We start from the raw sequence: 20147 nt of genomic DNA, 5'->3' as shown, positions 1-20147 counted from the left end.
GGTCAGGTACGCCCGACGAGCCGGACCTGCGACGTGCGGGGCAGCCCGCCGGTGTGCCGGGCACGGGTGCTGTCCGGCTGAGACGCCGGTCGGCGACGCCGCATCGTCCGGAACTCCGCGCCGGTCAGCGACGCCGGATCGTCCTGACCTTCGCGCCCGGCCGCCAGGTCCGCACGACGAGTTCGTCGCCCTCGACACAAGTGCGCACCACCTCGCCGAGCTCGGCCCGGAAGAGGTGGAAGGGCTCGGGCGGCTTGGCCTCGGCGGCGAAGCGCGCCACCTCCTCGGGGTCGGTCACCTCGACCGCCCGCCCGGAGACGCGCACGTCACCGCCGTCCATGGAGTCGTCGGCCCCCGGATTGGCGTGCAGGGCGAAGCGCGGATCGCGCTGGAGATCCTGCGCCTTGCGGGAGCAGGGCATCATGCCGAGCCACAGCTCACCGAAGCGGAAGTCCACCTCCAGGCCGGTCAGGCGGGGCGATCCGTCCTTGCGCAGGGTGGCGAGCACATGGTGCCTGTAGTGCTCGAAGCGGTGCTGGACGGTCTCGGCGAAGGCGGGCTCGGCGGTCCGGAAGGCGGACCAGGGGGCGAAGGTCATGACCCCATCCCATCAGGGAAACCGGACATCTTCTGTCGGGTTTTGAACCGCGTCATCCGTACGGATCGCGTTCGGCCCGGCGGCCTGGAACGCCCGGCGGGCAGCGGTCCGCCCCAATGGGGGCTCAGGCGGCCGGGACGCGGATCGTGACCACCGCCGCGTCGCCGTCCGTCCGCAGGACGCCCGCACGGCCGTCCACCACGGCCGCGTCGTACCGTTCGAGCGTGACGCGCCCGGCTTCGGGGCGTCCGGCCTCCAGCACCGTCGTCCCTCGCAGGGCCACGACCACGACGACCGAGCCGTCCGGGACGACGAGGGGCAGGCTGCCCCGCACGACCGCGGTGACGACCTCGGCGCGGTCGCGGCGGTGCATGACGTTGAAGTTGACCACCGGGCCGCCGAGGAGCCGGCCTTCGGTGGCGCGGTCGCCGGGGAAGTCCCGGGGCACGAACCGCTCGTCGACGAGCAGCCTCTCGCCACCGGCGGTGAGGTCCATGCCCGGGCCCTCCACCACGGTGAGCGTGCGGTCCACCCCGGGGAACGCGGAGAAGGGACCGTCCGCCGCGACGTCGGCGAGGCTGATCCGCCAGTCGAAGGCGTCCATCGGCGCGCCCTCGGGCGAGGCGGCGATCTCGCTGGTCACGCCGCCGCCGTTCTTCCACGGCACGGCGGTGCGGCCCGCGGCACGCAGGACGCGCACGGTCACCGGACGATGCCCTGGGCGCGGGCGGCGGCGAGCCACTGCGGGAACTCCCCGACCAGCCGGTCGTACAGCTCGGCGTCCGGCACCTGGCGCGGGTCGGACCCGGCGTGGAAGAAACCGGCGTTGTCGACGGGACGCCTGGCGGGGACGGCGAGTTCGTCGAGCCTGCGCAGGAAGTCGAACTGCGAACTGCGCTTGTTGCCGAAGCCGATGAACTGCCAGAACAGGGGCAGCCGTGCCGCCTTGCACAGGTAGCGCTCGGCGGCGAGCTTGTTGATCGGGCCGCCGTCGGTCTGGAAGACGACCAGCGCCGGGGCGGTGGACCCGCTGTCGATGTAGTGGTCGATCACGGCGTCCATGGCCAGGTGGTAGCTGGTCCTGCCCATGTGGCCGAGGCCGGCGACGATCTCGTCGACCCGGCCGTGGTGGCGGTCGAGGGCGATGTCGGTGACGGCGTCGACGTCCGTGGAGAAGAACACGACGGGGACGCGGCCGTCGTCGTCGAGGTTGGCGGAGAGCCCGAGGACCTGGTCAGCGAGCGCCTGGACGCTGCCGTCCTCGTAGTACTCCCTCATGGAGCCGGAGTAGTCGAGGACGAGATAGACGGCGGCGCGCTGCCCGTGCAGCCCGTGCTTGTGGAGACTGACGCCGGCGGACTTGTAGAGGCTCACGAGCGCGGGAGCCCGCTCCTCGACCTTGCGGAGGCTGATGGCCGGGCCCGGGGTGGTGCCGGCGAGGGCCATGCGGCGCTCCGTTCGTCGTGCCGTGCGAGGGCGCAGGTGCGCGGGGAGATCGTGCCGAGGGTACCTTCCCGGCGTCCGCACCCCAATCCCGTTGACCTCGAGCAAGGTTGAGGGATCAGGGTGATGCGCATGACCGAGCCACGCCGTCCTTCCCGTCCCGTACTCGTCCTCCTCGGCTCCCTCGTCCCGCGCACAGCCCCGCCGGCACCGGCGCCCGGGGGCCGAGCCCGGCAGGTGGGGCCCGCGGGGGCAGCCCCCTCGACGCAGGGGCCCGGGGCAACCGCCCCGGGCCCGGACGCACCGCGGCGCCTGCCCGTCCGGTCGGGGACAGGGGCAGGCGCCGCGATCAGTTCCGCACGCCGTTGTACGGGACGATCAAGGGATCCGCGTCAGACCGTCAGCGCTCGGTCCGTCGGGCGGATCGGGGCGGGCAGTTCGCTCGCCCCCGTCAGGTAGCGGTCCACTCCGCGCGCCGCCGAGCGGCCCTCGGCGATCGCCCACACGATCAGCGACTGGCCGCGGCCCGCGTCGCCCGCCACGAACACACCGTCGACGTTCGTCGCGAAGTCGGCGTCGCGCGCGATGTTGCCGCGCTCGTCGAGCTCCAGGCCGAACTGCTCGACCAGACCGTTGGCCCGGTCCGTGCCGGTGAAGCCCATGGCGAGGGTGACCAGCTGCGCGGGGATCTTCCGCTCCGTCCCCGGCTTCTGCTCCAGCTTGCCGTCGACGAACTCGACCTCGACGAGGTGGAGGAACTGGACGTTGCCGTCCTCGTCGCCCTCGAAGTGGGTGGTCGAGACGGAGTAGACCCGCTCGCCGCCCTCCTCGTGCGCCGAGGTGACCTTGTAGAGCATGGGGAAGGTCGGCCACGGCTGCCCCGCCGACCGCTCCTCGCCCGGCTTCGGCATGATCTCCAGCTGCGTGACGGACGCCGCGCCCTGCCGGTGGGCCGTGCCGACGCAGTCCGCGCCGGTGTCGCCGCCGCCGATGACGACGACGTGCTTGCCCTCGGCGGTGATCGGAGGAGCGACGAAGTCGCCCTCCTGCACCTTGTTGGCGAGCGGCAGGTACTCCATCGCGAAGTGGATGCCCTTGAGCTCCCGGCCCGGAACGGGCAGGTCGCGCGAGACGGTCGCACCGGCCGCGATGACGACCGCGTCGTACCGCCGCCGCAGCTTCGCGGCGTCGATGTCACGGCCGATCTCGACCTCGGTGCGGAACTTGGTGCCCTCCGCGCGCATCTGCTCGATGCGCCGGTTGATGTGCACCTTCTCCATCTTGAACTCGGGGATGCCGTACCGCAGCAGGCCGCCGATGCGGTCGGCACGCTCGTACACGGCGACCGTGTGGCCCGCCCGGGTCAGCTGCTGGGCGGCGGCCAGGCCCGCCGGGCCCGAGCCGATGACCGCGACGGTCTTGCCGGACAGGCGCTCCGGCGGCTGCGGGGTCACGTCACCGGAGTCCCACGCCTTGTCGATGATGGAGACCTCGACGTTCTTGATGGTGACGGCGGGCTGGTTGATGCCCAGCACGCACGCCGCCTCGCAGGGAGCGGGGCACAGACGACCGGTGAACTCCGGGAAGTTGTTGGTCGCGTGCAGCCGCTCGGACGCGGCGGACCAGTCCTCGCGGTAGGCGTAGTCGTTCCACTCGGGGATGAGGTTCCCGAGCGGACAGCCGTTGTGGCAGAACGGGATGCCGCAGTCCATGCAGCGGCCGGCCTGCTTGCTGATGATCGGCAGCAGGGAGCCGGGCTGGTAGACCTCGTTCCAGTCCTTGACGCGCTCCTCGACCGGACGGGTCTTGGCGACCTCGCGCCCGGTGGTCAGGAAGCCCTTGGGGTCAGCCATTGGTCGCCGCCTCCATCATCTTCTCGGTGGTCTCCTGCTCGGAGAGACCGGCGAGCTCAGCGGCGTCCTTGGCGGCGAGCACTGCCTTGTACGTGGTCGGGATGATCTTGCTGAACCGGTCCGCGTTCGCGGTCCAGTCGGCGAGAAGCTTCTCGGCGACGGTCGAGCCCGTCTCCTCGTGGTGGCGGCGCACGACGTCGTGCAGCCACTGCTTGTCGGCGTCGGACAGGGCCTCGATCGCCTCCAGGTTCCCGGAGTTGACGTTGTCCCGGTCGAGGTCGATCACGTACGCGATGCCGCCGGACATACCGGCCGCGAAGTTGCGGCCCGTCTCGCCGAGCACCACCGCGTGGCCGCCGGTCATGTACTCGCAGCCGTGGTCGCCCACGCCCTCGGAGACGACGGTCGCGCCCGAGTTGCGGACGCAGAACCGCTCGCCGGTGCGGCCGCGCAGGAACAGCTCACCGCTGGTCGCGCCGTACGCGATGGTGTTGCCGGCGATGGTCGAGTACTCGGCGAGGTGGTCGGCGCCGCGGTCCGGGCGGACGACGATCCGGCCGCCGGACAGGCCCTTGCCGACGTAGTCGTTGGCGTCGCCCTCCAGGCGCAGCGTGATGCCGCGCGGCACGAAGGCGCCGAAGGACTGGCCCGCGGAGCCCGTGAACGTGATGTCGACGGTGTCGTCGGGCAGACCAGCGCCGCCGAACCTCTTCGTCACCTCGTGGCCGAGCATGGTGCCGACGGTGCGGTTGATGTTGCGGATCGCGACCTGCGCGCGCACCGGCTGGGCGTCCTCGGCACTCGCCGCGTTCAGCGCGTCGGCGGCCAGCTCGATGAGCTCGTTGTCCAGGGCCTTCTCCAGGCCGTGGTCCTGCTCGGTCAGCTGGTGGCGCACGGCGCCCTCGGGCAGCTCGGGCACGTGGAAGAGCGGGGCGAGGTCGAGGCCCTGCGCCTTCCAGTGGTTCACGGCACGCGTGGTGTCGAGCAGTTCGGCGTGGCCGACGGCCTCCTCGACGCTGCGGAAGCCCAGCTCGGCGAGGATCTCGCGGACCTCTTCGGCGATGAACCGGAAGAAGTTCACGACGAACTCGGCCTTGCCGGAGAACCGCTCGCGCAGCACCGGGTTCTGCGTGGCGATGCCGACCGGGCAGGTGTCCAGGTGGCACACGCGCATCATGACGCAGCCGGAGACGACGAGGGGCGCGGTCGCGAAACCGAACTCCTCGGCGCCGAGCAGCGCGGCGATGACGACGTCGCGGCCGGTCTTCAGCTGGCCGTCGGTCTGCACGACGATCCGGTCGCGCAGGCCGTTGAGCAGCAGCGTCTGCTGGGTCTCGGCGAGGCCGAGCTCCCAGGGGCCGCCCGCGTGCTTCAGCGAGGTGAGCGGGGAAGCGCCCGTACCGCCGTCGTGGCCGGAGATGAGGACGACGTCCGCGTGCGCCTTGGAGACACCCGCGGCGACCGTGCCGACACCGACCTCGGAGACCAGCTTCACGTGGATGCGCGCGGCCGGGTTGGCGTTCTTGAGGTCGTGGATCAGCTGGGCCAGATCCTCGATGGAGTAGATGTCGTGGTGCGGCGGCGGCGAGATCAGACCGACGCCCGGGGTGGAGTGCCGGGTCTTGGCGACCCACGGGTAGACCTTGTGGCCGGGCAGCTGGCCGCCCTCGCCGGGCTTGGCGCCCTGGGCCATCTTGATCTGGATGTCGTCCGCGTTGACCAGGTACTCGCTGGTGACACCGAAGCGGCCGGAGGCGACCTGCTTGATGGACGAGCGGCGCTCGGGGTCGTACAGGCGCTCTGGGTCCTCGCCGCCCTCACCGGTGTTGGACTTGCCGCCCAGCTGGTTCATGGCGATGGCGAGGGTCTCGTGCGCCTCCTTGGAGATGGAGCCGTACGACATGGCGCCGGTCGAGAAGCGCTTGACGATCTCGCTGACCGGCTCGACCTCGTCGATGGAGATCGGCTCACGGTCGCTCTTGAAGCCGAACAGGCCGCGCAGCGTCATGAGCCGCTCGGACTGCTCGTTCACGCGGTCCGTGTACTTCTTGAAGATGTCGTACCGCTTGTTGCGCGTGGCGTGCTGCAGGCGGAAGACCGTCTCGGGGTCGAACAGGTGCGGCTCGCCCTCGCGGCGCCACTGGTACTCGCCGCCGATCTCCAGCGCGCGGTGCGCGGAGGGGACGCCGGAGGCCGGGTACGCCTTGGCGTGGCGGGCGGCGACCTCCTTGGCGACGACGTCGAGACCGGCGCCGCCGATCTTGGTGGCGGTGCCGTTGAAGTACTTCTCGACGAACGCCTCGTCCAGGCCGACGGCCTCGAAGACCTGCGCGCCGCGGTAGGAGGCGACCGTGGAGATGCCCATCTTGGACATGACCTTGAGGACGCCCTTGCCGAGGGCGTAGATCAGGTTGCGGATGGCCTTCTCGGGCTCGATGCCCTCGATGAACGTACCGGCGCGCAGCAGGTCCTCGACGGACTCCATGGCCAGGTACGGGTTGACCGCGGCGGCGCCGTAGCCGATGAGCAGCGCAACGTGGTGCACCTCGCGGACGTCGCCGGCCTCGACCAGCAGACCCACCTGGGTGCGCTGCTTGGTGCGGATGAGGTGGTGGTGCACGGCGGAGGTGAGCAGCAGCGACGGGATCGGCGCGTGCTCGGCGTCCGAGTGCCGGTCGGAGAGCACGATCAGGCGCGCGCCGTTCTCGATGGCGGCGTCCGCCTCGGCGCAGATCTCCTCGATCCGGGCGGCCAGCGCGTCGCCGCCGCCGGAGACCCGGTAGAGGCCGGCGAGCGTGGCGGCAGTCATGCCCGGCATGTCGCCGTCGGCGTTGATGTGGATGAGCTTGGCCAGCTCGTCGTTGTCGATCACCGGGAAGGGCAGCGTGACGCTGCGACAGGACGCGGCGGTCGGCTCCAGCAGGTTGCCCTGGGGGCCGAGCGAGGAGTACAGCGAGGTGACGAGCTCCTCGCGGATGGCGTCCAGCGGCGGGTTGGTGACCTGCGCGAACAGCTGGGTGAAGTAGTCGAACAGCAGCCGCGGGCGCTCGGAGAGGGCCGCGATCGGCGAGTCGGTGCCCATGGAGCCGATCGGCTCGGCGCCGGAGCGGGCCATCGGTGCGAGGAGGACGCGCAGCTCCTCCTCGGTGTAGCCGAAGGTCTGCTGGCGGCGGGTGACCGAGGCATGGGTGTGGACGATGTGCTCGCGCTCGGGGAGGTCCTCGAGCTCGATCTCGCCGGCCTCGAGCCACTCGGCGTAGGGGGCCTCGGCGGCGAGGGCGGACTTGATCTCGTCGTCCTCGATGATGCGGTGCTCGGCGGTGTCGACGAGGAACATCTTGCCGGGCTGCAGGCGGCCCTTGCGGACGACCTTCGCGGGGTCGATGTCCAGCACGCCCACCTCGGACGACAGGACCACGAGTCCGTCGTCGGTGACCCAGTAGCGGCCGGGGCGCAGACCGTTGCGGTCCAGCACGGCGCCCACCTGCGTGCCGTCGGTGAAGGTGACGCAGGCCGGGCCGTCCCAGGGCTCCATCATCGTGGAGTGGTACTGGTAGAAGGCGCGACGGGCCGGGTCCATGGAGTCGTGGTTCTCCCACGCCTCGGGGACCATCATCAGCACGGAGTGCGGCAGCGAGCGCCCGCCGAGGTGGAGCAGCTCCAGGACCTCGTCGAACGAGGCGGAGTCGGAGGCGTCGGGGGTGCAGACCGGGAAGATCCGGTCCAGGGCGCCCTCGCCGAACAGTCCGGTCGCGAGCTGGGACTCACGGGCGCGCATCCAGTTGCGGTTGCCCTTGACCGTGTTGATCTCGCCGTTGTGCGCGACGAAGCGGTACGGGTGGGCCAGCGGCCAGCTCGGGAAGGTGTTCGTGGAGAACCGGGAGTGGACGAGCGCGACGGCCGTGGCGCAGCGCCGGTCGGACAGGTCCGGGAAGAAGGGCTCCAGCTGGCCGGTGGTCAGCATGCCCTTGTAGACGATCGTGCGGGCGGAGAGGGAGGGGAAGTACACCCCGGCCTCGCGCTCCGAGCGCTTGCGCAGGACGAAGGCCTTGCGGTCCAGCGCGATGCCGCTGCTCTCGCCGTCGGCGACGAAGAGCTGGCGGAAGGCGGGCATGGTGGCGCGGGCGCCGTTGCCGAGGAGGTCGGGCGTGACGGGGACCTCGCGCCAGCCGAGGACGTTCAGGCCCTCTTCGGCGGCGATCGTCTCGATCCGCGAGACGGCCTGGGCGGAGCCGTCGGCGGGAAGGAAGGCGATGCCGACGGCGTAGGAGCCGGCCTCGGGGAGGTCGAACCCGGCGACCTCGCGCAGGAAGGCGTCCGGTACCTGCATCAGGATGCCGGCGCCGTCGCCGGAGTCCGGCTCGGATCCGGTGGCGCCGCGGTGCTCGAGGTTCCGCAGTACGGTCAGCGCCTGCTCGACCAGCTCATGGCTGGCTACACCGGTGAGGGTGGCCACGAACCCGACACCGCAGGCGTCGTGTTCGTTACGGGGGTCGTACATCCCCTGGGGGGCGGGGCGACCGTCCATGGGCGACCAGGCGTCGGAACGCATCGGCTCTCCCGTCGTCGTCGTGGCATGTGCAGTGCCGAGGGACGACGTTGGCCCTCCGCGAAATTTCGTGCAGGTTACATGATGGAGTGCTTCTCGGAAAGCGGATAGCTCATTCCAGCATGCGGACACCGCGCCAAGCGGTGAAGGGTGGGTCACAGCCGAGGAACCGGACAGATCGGGATTCGGAGGACCATCGCAGGAGCGGGCTTCGTTGCCCGCAGCGCCTACGGCTCATGCCCCGCGATTACAGCATTGAAACCGCCGGGTAACGGCTACTTATGTAGCTCTGTGCATAGTGTCTCATCCCGAGCCCTGTTCGAGGAGAGGACGTACGTCACAGGGTCCGTGACGGAGCCCGAAAATGCCACCGCACCGGCCCTTGACTTGGGCCGGTGCGGATGATTCCGCATGGTCGGGGTCAGACCGCGCCGCCGATGAGCATGCCCAGACCGTAGGTGACGGCCGCGGCGGCCCCGCCCAGCGCGAGCTGGCGCAGCCCGCTGTACCACCAGCTGCGGGCGGTGACCCGGGCGACCAGCGCGCCGCAGGCGAAGAGCCCGACGAGGGCGACCAGCACGGCCGGCCACAGGGCGCTCGCACCGAGCAGATACGGCAGGACCGGCAGCAGCGCGCCGAGCGCGAACGACCCGAAGGACGAGACGGCGGCGACGGTGGGCGACGGCAGGTCGTCGGGGTCGATGCCCAGCTCCTCGCGGGCGTGTATCTCCAGCGCCTGGTCGGGGTCCCGGGAGAGCTGCATCGCCACCTCGCGGGCGAGCGCGGGCTCGACGCCGCGGGCGACGTAGAGCGCGGCGAGCTCCTCCATCTCGTCGACCGGGTGCTTGCGCAGCTCCCGCCGCTCGACGTCGAGTTCGGCCTGGACCAGCTCCCTCTGCGAGGCGACGGAGGTGTACTCGCCCGCGGCCATCGAGAACGCTCCCGCCGCGAGTCCGGCCAGTCCCGTGATGACGATGGTCTGCTGCGAGACCGCTCCGCCCGCGACGCCGGTCATCAGGGCGAGGTTGGACACGAGCCCGTCCATCGCGCCGAACACCGCCGGGCGCAGCCAGCCGCCGTTCACGTCACGGTGCGTGTGATTGTCGCGGTGCGCCTCGTGAAGCGTGGCCTCGGTTTCGATGATGGACACAGCTCTCCCCTCTCCGGCAGCGGACCCGACGGGCCCGCGCCCCCTCAACACCCACGAAAATACGCAGGATGTAAGGGGCGCGCCAGCAAGGCAGGCTTTACTTACCCGGACCGGGAGGGTGCGGCAACCCGGGTGACAGAAACGTTTCTCTGGCTGTTTCGCGGGCGGGGCGTGGCAGACATCCGGGAACAGGCTCGCGCGCGCGAAAGGGCCCCTTCCATGGAGTTGCTGACCGAGTCGTATACGGCCGCCCCGGTGGTCACGGGCGAGGCGGCCGCCGCCGCGCCTCCCGCCGCGGACCTGCACGACCGCGCGCGCGGCGCGCTGCTCGGCCTCGCGGTCGGCGACGCGCTCGGCGCGCCCGCCGAGAACCTGCGGCCCTCCGAGATCCGCCGCCGCTGGGGCCGGATCGAGGGCTTCGTCAGCGACGACCCCGCGGGCACGGACGACACCGAGTACGCGATCTTCTCGGGCCTGCTGCTCGCCCGGCACGGCTCGGAGCTGACCGTCGCGCACGTCGAGTCGGCCTGGCACGAGTGGATCGCGGACCTGGACGAGGGCCCCTTCCGCGGGGCCGGCTTCAGCGAGCGGGGCACGCTGGAGAACCTGCGCCGCGGACTCGCCGCCCCGATCTCGGCGCAGCACCGGCACGCGTGGAGCGACGGCCTGGCGATGCGGGCGGCGCCGTTCGGCGTCTTCGCGGCCGGGCAGCCCGAGGAGGCGGCCCGGCTGGTGACGATCGACGGCAGCGTCAGCCACGACGGCGAGGGCATCTACGGAGGCCGGGCGGTCGCGGCCGGGGTCGCGGCGGCGATGGGCGGGGCGGGCCCGGCCGGGGTGATCGGGGCGGCGCTGTCGGTGGTCCCCATGGACTCGTGGACGGCCCGCTCGATGCGCCGCGCGGTCGTGGCGGCGGGCCGCGCCTACCCGGACGTGCTGTCCATGGAACGGGCGATCCGCTCGACGGTGGTGATCGGCGGCTACCCCTGGACCGACCTGGCCCCCGAGGCGGTGGGCCTGGCCTTCGGCGCGTTCGCGGCGGCGCGCGGGGACTTCCGCCGCTCGGTGCTCACGGCGGTGAACATGGGCCGCGACGCGGACACGACGGCGGCGGTGGCGGGCGCGCTGGCGGGAGCGGTGTCCGGGGCGGGGGCGATCCCGGACGCATGGTCGTCGGCGATCGGCCCGGTCCGCGGCACCTGCCTCCCGTCCATGCGCGGCCACCACGTCCTGGACGTGGCGACGCTCCTGACCCCGCCCCCGGCCCGATGACACCCCGGCCCGACAGCCCCCGCGGCGAGCAGCGGGCCCGGGCCCCCGGGGACGGTCAGGGCGAGGACGGGCCGCCGGCGCGCAACCCCCGGGGCTCGGGGAACCATCCCGTCGCGGACGCGGCGCCGGCGGCGGACGCGAAGCCCCCGGGGCCCGGGGGCCGGCTCGCGGGGGCGTCCGAAGGAGCGCCGTCGGCGACACACACCAGGCGCCCGGGGCCCCGCGGCCGGCTCGGCGCGGACGCGCCGTCGGCGGCGCACACCGCCCACGCCCCCCGGCGGCCCGGCGGCCCCCTCGACACGCACCCACCCGAAGACCCGCTGCCGGCAGCGCACGCAACGCACTCCCCGGGGTGCGGGGGCCGGCTCGGTGCGGGCCCGGCGGGGAGGCCACGGGTGTCCGGGGGCCCGACCCCGGTTTCGGCAAGGGGCGGGGTGGGGGAAAGCCACGCGGCGCCGCCCGCCACCCCCACCTCCCCGCGCCCCGTCGAAGGGCTGCTCCTCGGGCTCGCCGCCGGTGACGCCGCCGGCTGGCCCGCCGCCCGGCACCGCGCCGGCCGCATGCCCGAGTGGACCCGTCGGCTCACCCGCGAGCTCGACACCTTCGCCGAGTACAACGCCACCACCACCCTCCCCGTCCCCATCGCCCTCAACCAGCCCCCCGAGCCCCTGCGGCTCGGCCCCTCCGACGACGCCGAATGGGCCGCCTTCGCCGCCGGGACCGTGCTCACCGCCTGCGGGGACCACTTCCGCGGGCTCGCCCCCGGCCGCCGCCTGCGCGCCGCCGTGGACCTGGCCTGGAACTCCCTCGCCAGCCAGGTCGCCGCGGCCGCCGACCGCGCCGTCGAGGTCGAGTCCGCCGTACTCCCCCTGCGCGCCCGCATCTCCGTACGCGCCGGGCTGGGCAACCTCGCGACCGGACTGCGCCCGCCCGCCACCGGTCACGACAACCCGCACTACTTCGACGACGCGGCCTGCGTACGGGCCGCCGTACTCGCCGTCGTGCACCCCGGCGACCCGGCCGCGGCCGCTGAACTCGCCGAGTTCGACGCCCGCTACACCCAGGACGGCGACGGCGTGCACGGCGCCCGCGCCATGGCCGCCGCCGTCGCCGCGGCGCTCGGCGGCGCGTCCGTCGACGCCACGGTCGGGGCCGCCCTCGCCCAGCTCCCGGAGTCCACCGAGATCGGCCGCAACGCGCGCCACGCGGTCGAACTCGCCCGCGAGGCCGACGGCGCGTTCGAGCTCGTGCCCCTGCTGGAGCATCAGATCGTCGACCACGTCTACAGCTACGGCATCGCCGCGGCCGAGACCGTCCCCGTCGCGCTCGCCGTCACCACCGCAGCCCGCGGCCGGGTCGCCGAGGCCGTGCCCGCCGCGGCCTGCCTCTCCCGTGTGGCCGACTCCGCCCCCGCGCTGGCCGGCGCGCTCACCGGCGTGCTCGGCGGCGGCGACTGCGTACCCGGCACGTGGCGCGACACCTGCCGCACCCTGGCGGGCTGCGCCCTGCCCCACCTCGCCGGCACCGACCTCGTCGAACTCGCCGGTCTGCTCGACGACGCGCTGTAGGGCAGCCGAGGGGCCACGGCCGAATCCGGGCGCGCGGTGCTCCGCCAACCGTCGCACCAGGGGGACAATCCGGGCATGACGACAGCGACGGCGAACACGGCGACCGCGGCGACCGCGGCGACCGCGACGAGCGGGACGAGCGGGACGAGCGCGACCCCGGCAGAGCGGACGACTCCCCCGCCCCCCTCACTCGACGACCGGTTCACGGGCAGCCTCGTCGGCGCCGCCGTCGGCGACGCGCTCGGCGGCCCCGTCGAGGGTTACAGCCCCGAGCAGATCGTCGAACGGCACGGCGGCCGCATCGACGGCATCGTCGGGCCCTGGAACGGCGACGAGTGGCGCACCGCACGCCCTCTCGCCCCGTACCACAAGGGCAACGGCCACATCACCGACGACACGTTGATGACCCACGCCCTGGTCCGGGTCTACGCCACCGTCCGCGACCACCTCGACGCCTACGCCGTGGCCGACCACCTCGTCCCGGACCTGATCTCCAACACCCGCTGGATCCCCGAACTCGAAGCCGAGACCCTCCCCCTGCACCGGGTCTTCCTCGCCGAGAAATGGATCGTCCACCGCCTGCACTACGGGCACAACGACCCGCGCGAGGCGGGCGTCGGCAACATCGTCAACTGCGGTGCCGCGATGTACATGGCCCCGGTCGGCCTCGTCAACGCGGCCGATCCGACGGCGGCTTACCACGAGGCCCTCGACATCGCCGGCGCGCACCAGTCCTCGTACGGCCGCGAGGCGGCGGGCGTCTTCGCGGCCGCCGTCGCCGCGGCCTGCCTGCCGGAGGCGACACCCGCCACCGTGGTCGACGCGGCGCTCGCCCTCGCCAAGGACGGCACCCAGGCCGCCATCGAGGCCGTCGCCGAAGCCGCCGCCGGGCACTCGGACTTCGAGTCGGCGCTCGGCCCCCTGCGGGCCGCGGTGGCCCCGTTCGACACCGTCGGTCCCGACTACCGCTCCCCCTCCCTGGGGGCCCGGAGGCCGTCCCGTCTGCACGCGGTCGAGGAGCTGCCGATCGCCCTCGGCATGCTGCTGGTCTGCGACGGCGACTTCCGCCGTACGGTCCTGTCCTGCGTCAACTACGGCCGGGACTGCGACTCCATCGCGACGATGGCGGGCGCGATCGCGGGCGCGCTGCACGGCGAGGCGGCGGTGCCGCGGGAGTGGGCGGAGCGGGTCGCCGAGGCCAGCCGCGTGGACCTGCACGCGCCCGCCCTGGAGCTGACGGCCGTGGCCCGCGAGATCCACCTCCGGGACCTGGCCCGCCGCCGTGCCCACGAGGCGGCGTTCGCCGAGCTGACGGACGCGCGATGACCGGTCTGCTGCGTCTGTCCTGGGTGCAGCCCGAGGACCTCGTCGGGCACGAGCTGCGGCAGGCGGAACAGGACGGCCGCGACACGACGGCCGTCCGCGCCCGCTGGCTGGCCGCCGGCGGCATGCTCGCCCCGCCCCGCGCGGGCGCCTCCCCGGCCCCGCGCCCGGAACTGAGGACGCTCGCGGAAGCGCTGCTCGACGAACTGGCCATGCTCCCCTCGCCGTCGGCGGACGACGAGCCGACGGACTGGCCGTCGGTCGTCGCGGCCTGCCCGGAGTGGCCCGCACCCCACCCGGCAGGCACCGCACCCCGTCCGGCGGGCCCTTCGGTCCGCGACGCCGACGGGCATCCGTCCGCCGGGGCAGCGCGCCCGGCCGTGGACGAGCACGCCCTGCACGCCGCCTGGCTCGGCCGAGCCGTCGGATGCCTGCTGGGAAAGCCCGTCGAGAAGCTGCCCCTCCACGCCATCCGCGACATCGGCCGCGCCACCGGCAACTGGCCGCTCACCACCTGGTTCACCGCCAGGGGCCTGCCCGCCGAACTCGCCGCCGCCCACCCGTGGAACCGGCGCAGCGCCGCCACCTCACTCGCCGAGAACATCGACGGCATGCCCGAGGACGACGACCTGAACCACCCCCTCCTCGCGCTGGTGCTCCTCCGGCGCCACGGCCGTGCGTTCACCACGGCGCAGCTCGGCGCCCTGTGGCTGGACGAGCTGCCCGCCGGACGGACCTTCACCGCCGAACGCGTCGCCTACCGCAACCTCCTCTCCGGCATCGAGCCGCCGCTCACCGCCACCTTCCGCAACCCCTTCCGCGAATGGATCGGCGCCGCGATCCGGGCCGACGCGCACGGCTGGACCAACCCCGGCGATCCCGCAGCCGCGGCCGAGCAGGCGTACCGCGACGCCGTCCTCACCCACACCGCGAACGGCGTGTACAGCGCGATGTTCACCGCCGCCGCCATCGCCGCGGCAGCCGGCGGCACCGCCGACGTGCACGAGGCGATCGCCGCCGGCCTGACCGTCGTCCCGCCCCGCTCCCGACTCGCCCGCGCCGTGCGGTTCGGCGTCCGGGCGGCCCGTGCGGAAGCCGACTTCGACCGTGCCGTCGACCTCGTCCACGCGGCCTACGGCTCGTACCACTGGGTGCACGCCCTGCCCAACGCCGCTCTGCTCGCCGCAGCCCTCACCCACGCCGACGGCGACTTCACCGGCTCCATCTGCCGTGCCGTCTCCGGCGGACTCGACACCGACTCGAACGGTGCGACGGCCGGTTCGCTCACCGGGCTGCTCGCCGGTCACCCCGACCGGCTGCCGGACCGCTGGACGGCCCCGCTGAAGAACCGGCTGTCCACGTCCGTCGCCGGATTCGACGGCACCGGCTTCGACGCCCTCGCCCGTCTCACGCTGAAGGAGGCACTCCGCCCATGACCGGCATCGTGGTGCTCGGCAGCACCAACATGGACCTCGTCGCCTACGTCGCGCAGGCCCCGAAGCGGGGAGAGACCGTCACGGGACGGGAGTTCCGTACGATCCCCGGCGGCAAGGGAGCGAACCAGGCCGTGGCCGCCGCCCGCGCGGGCGGCGACGTCACCATGATCGGCGCCGTGGGCTCCGACGAGTTCGGCGACGTGCTCCGTCACACCCTCGACGCGTCCGGCGTCGACATCGACCTCCTGCGCACCGCGGAGGGCCCCTCGGGCACCGCGCACATCGTCGTCGACGACGACGGCGGGAACTCCATCGTCGTCATCCCCGGCGCCAACGGCACCGTGACCGGTCTCACCCCCGGCGACGAAGCCCTCATCGCCACCGCCGGCATCCTCCTCCTGCAACTCGAACTTCCGCTCAGCGCCGTGCTCGACGGCGCCGAGGCCGCTCACCGGCATGCCGTACGCACCGTGCTCACCCCCTCTCCCGTACAGCCGCTGCCGCGCGACCTCCTCGCCGTCACCGATCTGCTGGTCCCCAACGAACACGAGGCGGCCACGCTCACCGGAGTCGCGGACCCGCACGGAGCCGCCGAGGCCCTGCTGCGGCAGGTCCCCGAGGTCGTCATCACCCTCGGCGCGGCGGGCTGCCTGTACGCCGCCCGCGACGCCGACCCCGTCGCCGTCCCCGCACCGCAGGTCACCGCCGTGGACACCACCGCGGCGGGCGACACCTTCGTCGGGGCCCTCGCCGTCGCCCTCGGGGAAGGCAAACCGGTCCCCGAGGCCCTGGCATGGGCCTCCACCGCCGCCGCCCTGTCCGTCCAACGCCCAGGAGCGTCCACCTCCATGCCGTACCGTCCCGAGATCGACGCCGCCTCATGACCCCGCCCTCCGCACCGGACACCCTGTCCGCTCCCCTGGCCGGCCTCCGCGTCCTCGACCTGGCCACCCTCTTCGCCGGTCCGCTGTCCGCCACGCTGCTCGGCGACTTCGGCGCCGAGGTGATCAAGGTCGAGCACCCCACCCGCCCCGATCCGTCCCGTGGCCACGGTCCCGCCAAGGACGGCGTCGGGCTGTGGTGGAAGGTCCTCGGCCGCAACAAGCGCAACGTCACCCTGGACCTGTCCACCCCCGGCGGCCGGGCCACGCTGCTGCGGCTCGCGCGGACCGCCGACGTGGTCGTCGAGAACTTCCGCCCGGGCACCCTGGAGAAGTGGGGCCTCGGCTGGGAGGAACTGAACGAGGCCAACCCCCGTCTCGTCCTGACCCGGGTCACGGGCTTCGGCCAGTTCGGGCCGTACTCCCGCCGGCCCGGCTTCGGGACGCTCGCGGAGGCGATGAGCGGATTCGCCGCCGCCACGGGCGAGCCCGACGGCCCGCCCACCCTGCCCCCCTTCGGCCTCGCCGACTCCGTCGCCGCGCTCGCCACCGCCTACGCCGTCATGACCGCGCTCGCCGCCCGTACCACCACCGGCCGTGGCCAGGTCGTCGACATGGCGATCATCGAGCCGATCCTCGCCGTGCTCGGGCCGCAGCTGCTCTGGTACGACCAGCTCGGCTATGTCCAGCCGCGCACCGGCAACCGCTCCCGCAACAACGCCCCCCGCAACATCTACCGCACGGCGGACGGCAGTTGGCTCGCCGTCTCCACCTCCGCCCAGTCCGTCGCCGAACGGGTCATGCACCTGGTCGGCCGTCCCGAGCTGGTCGACGAACCCTGGTTCGCCACGGGCAGCGGCCGCGCCGAGCACGCCGATCTGCTCGACGCCGCGGTCGGCGGATGGATCGCCCGGCACACCCGCGCCGACGCCGTGGCAGCCTTCGAGAAGGCCGAAGCGGCGATCGCCCCGGTCTACGACATCCGCGACATCGTCTCCGACCCCCAGTACCAGGCGCTCGGGACGATCACCGAGGTCCCGGACCCGGAGCTCGGCCCGCTGCGTATGCAGAACGTCCTCTTCCGGCTCTCCGACACCCCCGGCGCCATCCGCTGGGCCGGCCGGCCGCACGGCGCCGACACCGAGGAGGTCCTCGCCGAACTGGGCCTCACCCCGGCCGACATCACCGCACTCCGCACCGAAGGAGCGCTATGACCTTCCCCCTGACCTGGCTCTATGCCCCCGGAGACCGCCCCGACGTCGTCCACAAGGCCATCGCCTCCGGCGCCGACGTCGTCATCGTCGACCTCGAGGACGCGGTGGCCCAGGGCCGCAAGGACTACGCCCTCGCCGCCACGGCCGAACTGCTCGCCTCCCACCTGCCCCTGCCGGTCCATGTCCGCATCAACTCCCCCCTGGACGTCGAGACCCTCGCAGGGCTGCCCGGTCTGACAGCTCTGCGTGTTCCCAAGGTCGCATACGCCACTGACATCCAGCAGGTCGCGGCCGCGGCACCGGGCGTCCCCCTGTACGCGCTGCTGGAGTCGGCGCTCGCCGTCGAGCACGCGTACGCCATCGCCACGGCCCACGACGCGGTCCGGGGCATCGCACTCGGCGAGTCCGATCTCCGCGCCGACCTCGGCGTACGCGGCGACACCGGCCTGGACTGGCCGCGCACCCGCACGGTGGTCGCGGCCCGCGCGGCCGGGCTCACGCCTCCGACGCAGTCCGTGTTCCCGGACATCGTCGACCTCGACGCGCTGCACGCCTCGTGCGCCCACGGCCGTTCCCTCGGCTTCCTGGGCCGCGCGGCCATCCATCCCCGTCAGCTGCCGGTCATCGAGCGCGCGTACCGGCCGACGCCGCAGGAGATCGAGGCAGCCGAGGAGATCGTGAAGGCGGCCGCGTCGGACGCGGGCGCGATGGCCCTGCCGGACGGGCGGTTCGTCGACGCGGCGGTCGTGGCGGCGGCGCAGCGCACGCTGGACCTCGCGGCACGGGACTGGGATCCCTGACGGGCCCCGCGGGCCCGACGCCGGGAAACGCGAAGACCGCCGGAGGCATCGCCTCCGGCGGTCTTCGTCACGGGTCGGTCGTCAGCCCTTGCCGGCCGGCCTGGCGTCCGCGTCCGCACTCGCGGGGTCCTCGCCGTCCGGCGCCCCGGCGGCGTCCGTGGGCGTGTCCTTTGCCGCGTCGTCGGTGACGCCGTCCGCCTCCGAGTCATCGGCGCTCGAGGGGTCGGAGGCCGCGGACTCGGGATCGGCGTCCCCCGACGGCTTCGCCAGGTCCACCGCACTGGGCTCCACGATCTCCTCGCGGCCCGGACTCAGCCGGGACGAGACCACCATGTAGACGACGGCCAGCAGGAAGACCACGATCGAGGTCCACACGTTGAGCCGCAGGCCCAGCACGTGGTGCGCCTCGTCGACCCGCATGTACTCGATCCAGCCGCGGCCCACGCAGTACGAGGCGACGTAGAGCGCGAACGCCCGGCCGTGGCCCAGCTTGAAGCGGCGATCGGCCCAGATCACGAGCAGCGCGACGCCGATGCACCACAGGGACTCGTAGAGGAACGTCGGGTGGTAGAGGCCCGCCTCGCGGTTCGGCCCCTCGGTGATCTTCAGGGCCCAGGGGACGTCGGTCTCCCTGCCGTACAGCTCCTGGTTGAACCAGTTGCCCCAGCGGCCGATGGCCTGCGCGAAGGCGACCGCGGGTGCGAGGGCGTCGGCCCACGCCGGGAGCGGGATGCCCCGGCGGCGGCAGCCGATCCAGGCGCCGACGGCGCCGAGCGCGATCGCGCCCCAGATACCGAGGCCGCCCTCCCAGATCTTGAAGGCGTCGACCCAGTTCTCACCCTCGCTGAAGTACAGCTGGTAGTCGGTGATCACGTGGTAGAGCCGGCCGCCGACGAGGCCGAAGGGCACGGCCCACACGGCGATGTCGGCGACGGTACCGGCCTTGCCGCCCCGGGCGATCCAGCGCTTGTTGCCGAACCAGACGGCTACGAAGACGCCGATGATGATGCAGAAGGCATAGCCGCGCAGCGGAAGCGGTCCGAGATGCACCACTCCGGTCGACGGGCTGGGAATGTAGGCGATGTCCATGGCAGCACCGACGCTACCGTGCCGGGTGGGACGTACGGCAACCCACCCGGCAACGTATGGGTAACGAGCGCGCGCCTCCCGGTCGTGCGCCGGGGCCGCGGACCGGCGGAGGCGGTCAGGAGGCCGGCGCGCCGGGGGACGCCCCGGTGGGCCGCTGGGTGCCGGGCTTCTTGCCCTTGTTGGCCTCCTCGACCCACTTCTTGAAGTTGGCCACGGAGATCTGCTCCTTGCCCTTCTGCGGGAAGATCGACTCCCCGTTGAGCTGCACGGTCGGCGTGCCCGAGAAGCCGCCCTTCTGGAAGGCCTCGTCGGACTTCCGGACCCAGCTGTCGTGCTTGCCGTCCTCGACGCAGCTGCGGAAGGCGGGCGTGTCCAGGCCCTCGACCTTGCCGGCGAGCTCGATGAGCCTGTCGTTCTCCGCGAAGGCGTCGTCCGGCTCCGGCGGCTGGTTGACGAACAGCACGTCGTGGTAGGCGGTGAACCTTCCGGCGTCCTGGGCGCAGGCCGCCGCGTTCGCCGCGCGCAGCGAGCCGCTGCCGCCCATGTTGCCGTCGATGAGGGTGGCGAGGCGGTACTCGATCCTGATCTCGCCGGCCTGCTCCAGCTCGTGGATCGTGTCCCGCAGGGCGTTCTCGAACTGGGCGCAGGCCGGGCAGCGGAAGTCCTCCCACACCGTCAGTGTGGAGGGCGCGTCGCTCGCGCCGACCGGGATCGCGAGCTGCTCCTCTCCCTGCGCACCGCTCGGTGCCGAGAGCGGACCGGCCTCAGCCGGGCCGTCCTCGTCCTTGCCGCTGTTCGCCGCGATCAGGCCGACGACGGCGGCCAGGCCGAGGACGCCGACCACGGCCGCGGCCACGATCAAGGTCCGCCTGCGCTTCTCGCGCGCCCGGTCCTGTGCCCGTTCCTGCTGGAGCCGCTCGCGTGCGGTCCGCTTACGTTCTTGGTTCTCGCTCACAAACCGCAAACGAACC

General features: G+C 73.0%; 15 protein-coding genes. 7 read left to right on the top strand and 8 right to left on the bottom strand.

From position 1 onward, the window contains the following. Nucleotides 1-124: 124 nt before the first annotated feature. From QFZ82_RS29325 to QFZ82_RS29300, 6 genes are all read right to left on the bottom strand, one after another. Nucleotides 125-598 (bottom strand): pyridoxamine 5'-phosphate oxidase family protein, encoded by a 474-nt coding sequence (locus tag QFZ82_RS29325; RefSeq protein WP_307716006.1) that lies wholly within the window; start codon nucleotides 596-598, stop codon nucleotides 125-127. 124 nt (nucleotides 599-722) lie between these two features. Beyond that, nucleotides 723-1304 (bottom strand): HutD family protein, encoded by a 582-nt coding sequence (locus QFZ82_RS29320; protein ID WP_307716005.1) that lies wholly within the window; start codon nucleotides 1302-1304, stop codon nucleotides 723-725. After that, entirely contained in the window at nucleotides 1301-2044 is a 744-nt protein-coding gene (locus QFZ82_RS29315) for a VWA domain-containing protein (protein WP_307716004.1), read from the bottom strand. The genes QFZ82_RS29320 and QFZ82_RS29315 overlap by 4 nt, the downstream gene beginning before the upstream one ends. A 389-nt stretch (nucleotides 2045-2433) precedes the next feature. After that, nucleotides 2434-3894, bottom strand: coding sequence for a glutamate synthase subunit beta (locus QFZ82_RS29310; RefSeq protein ID WP_307716003.1), 1461 nt, complete (start codon nucleotides 3892-3894; stop codon nucleotides 2434-2436). After that, nucleotides 3887-8446 carry a glutamate synthase large subunit gene (gene gltB, locus QFZ82_RS29305; protein WP_307716002.1) on the bottom strand — a complete coding sequence of 1520 codons (4560 nt, stop codon included), beginning with the start codon at nucleotides 8444-8446 and terminating at the stop codon, nucleotides 3887-3889. The genes QFZ82_RS29310 and gltB overlap by 8 nt, the downstream gene beginning before the upstream one ends. A gap of 418 nt (nucleotides 8447-8864) precedes the next feature. Beyond that, entirely contained in the window at nucleotides 8865-9593 is a 729-nt protein-coding gene (locus QFZ82_RS29300; RefSeq protein WP_307716001.1) for a VIT1/CCC1 transporter family protein, read from the bottom strand. A gap of 219 nt (nucleotides 9594-9812) precedes the next feature. Here QFZ82_RS29300 and QFZ82_RS29295 point away from each other — a divergent pair, with 219 nt between their 5' ends. From QFZ82_RS29295 to QFZ82_RS29265, 7 genes are all read left to right on the top strand, one after another. Then, a complete protein-coding gene (locus QFZ82_RS29295) occupies nucleotides 9813-10865 on the top strand; it encodes an ADP-ribosylglycohydrolase family protein (RefSeq protein WP_307716000.1) in 1053 nt (350 codons plus the stop codon). A gap of 434 nt (nucleotides 10866-11299) precedes the next feature. Next, on the top strand, nucleotides 11300-12433 hold the full coding sequence (locus QFZ82_RS29290) for an ADP-ribosylglycohydrolase family protein (protein ID WP_307715999.1): 1134 nt from the start codon (nucleotides 11300-11302) through the stop codon (nucleotides 12431-12433). Nucleotides 12434-12508: 75 nt separating this feature from the next. Then, nucleotides 12509-13759: an ADP-ribosylglycohydrolase family protein gene (locus QFZ82_RS29285; RefSeq protein WP_307715998.1), complete on the top strand. Its 1251-nt coding sequence runs from the start codon at nucleotides 12509-12511 to the stop codon at nucleotides 13757-13759. Then, nucleotides 13756-15192, top strand: coding sequence for an ADP-ribosylglycohydrolase family protein (locus QFZ82_RS29280; RefSeq protein ID WP_307715997.1), 1437 nt, complete (start codon nucleotides 13756-13758; stop codon nucleotides 15190-15192). The genes QFZ82_RS29285 and QFZ82_RS29280 overlap by 4 nt, the downstream gene beginning before the upstream one ends. After that, entirely contained in the window at nucleotides 15189-16076 is an 888-nt protein-coding gene (gene rbsK / locus QFZ82_RS29275; RefSeq protein ID WP_307715996.1) for a ribokinase, read from the top strand. Before QFZ82_RS29280 ends, rbsK begins: the two co-directional genes overlap by 4 nt. Further along, complete coding sequence (locus QFZ82_RS29270) at nucleotides 16073-17287, top strand: CaiB/BaiF CoA-transferase family protein (protein ID WP_307715995.1); 1215 nt, start codon at nucleotides 16073-16075, stop codon at nucleotides 17285-17287. The genes rbsK and QFZ82_RS29270 overlap by 4 nt, the downstream gene beginning before the upstream one ends. Beyond that, nucleotides 17284-18087: a CoA ester lyase gene (locus QFZ82_RS29265; protein ID WP_307715994.1), complete on the top strand. Its 804-nt coding sequence runs from the start codon at nucleotides 17284-17286 to the stop codon at nucleotides 18085-18087. Before QFZ82_RS29270 ends, QFZ82_RS29265 begins: the two co-directional genes overlap by 4 nt. An 81-nt stretch (nucleotides 18088-18168) precedes the next feature. Here QFZ82_RS29265 and lgt read toward each other — a convergent pair whose 3' ends face one another. Together lgt and QFZ82_RS29255 are read right to left on the bottom strand one after the other, a co-directional pair. Further along, nucleotides 18169-19176, bottom strand: a complete 1008-nt coding sequence (gene lgt, locus QFZ82_RS29260; protein ID WP_307715993.1) for a prolipoprotein diacylglyceryl transferase — start codon at nucleotides 19174-19176, stop codon at nucleotides 18169-18171. A gap of 115 nt (nucleotides 19177-19291) precedes the next feature. Further along, complete coding sequence (locus QFZ82_RS29255) at nucleotides 19292-20131, bottom strand: thioredoxin domain-containing protein (protein WP_307715992.1); 840 nt, start codon at nucleotides 20129-20131, stop codon at nucleotides 19292-19294. Between the last annotated feature and the right edge of the window lie 16 nt (nucleotides 20132-20147).

It is taken from the genome of Streptomyces sp. V4I23 (genome assembly GCF_030817975.1).
Taxonomy (GTDB): domain Bacteria; phylum Actinomycetota; class Actinomycetes; order Streptomycetales; family Streptomycetaceae; genus Streptomyces.
The sequence above is the reverse complement of the archived record's forward strand: the minus strand, read 5'-3'. Positions and strand labels throughout refer to the sequence as shown.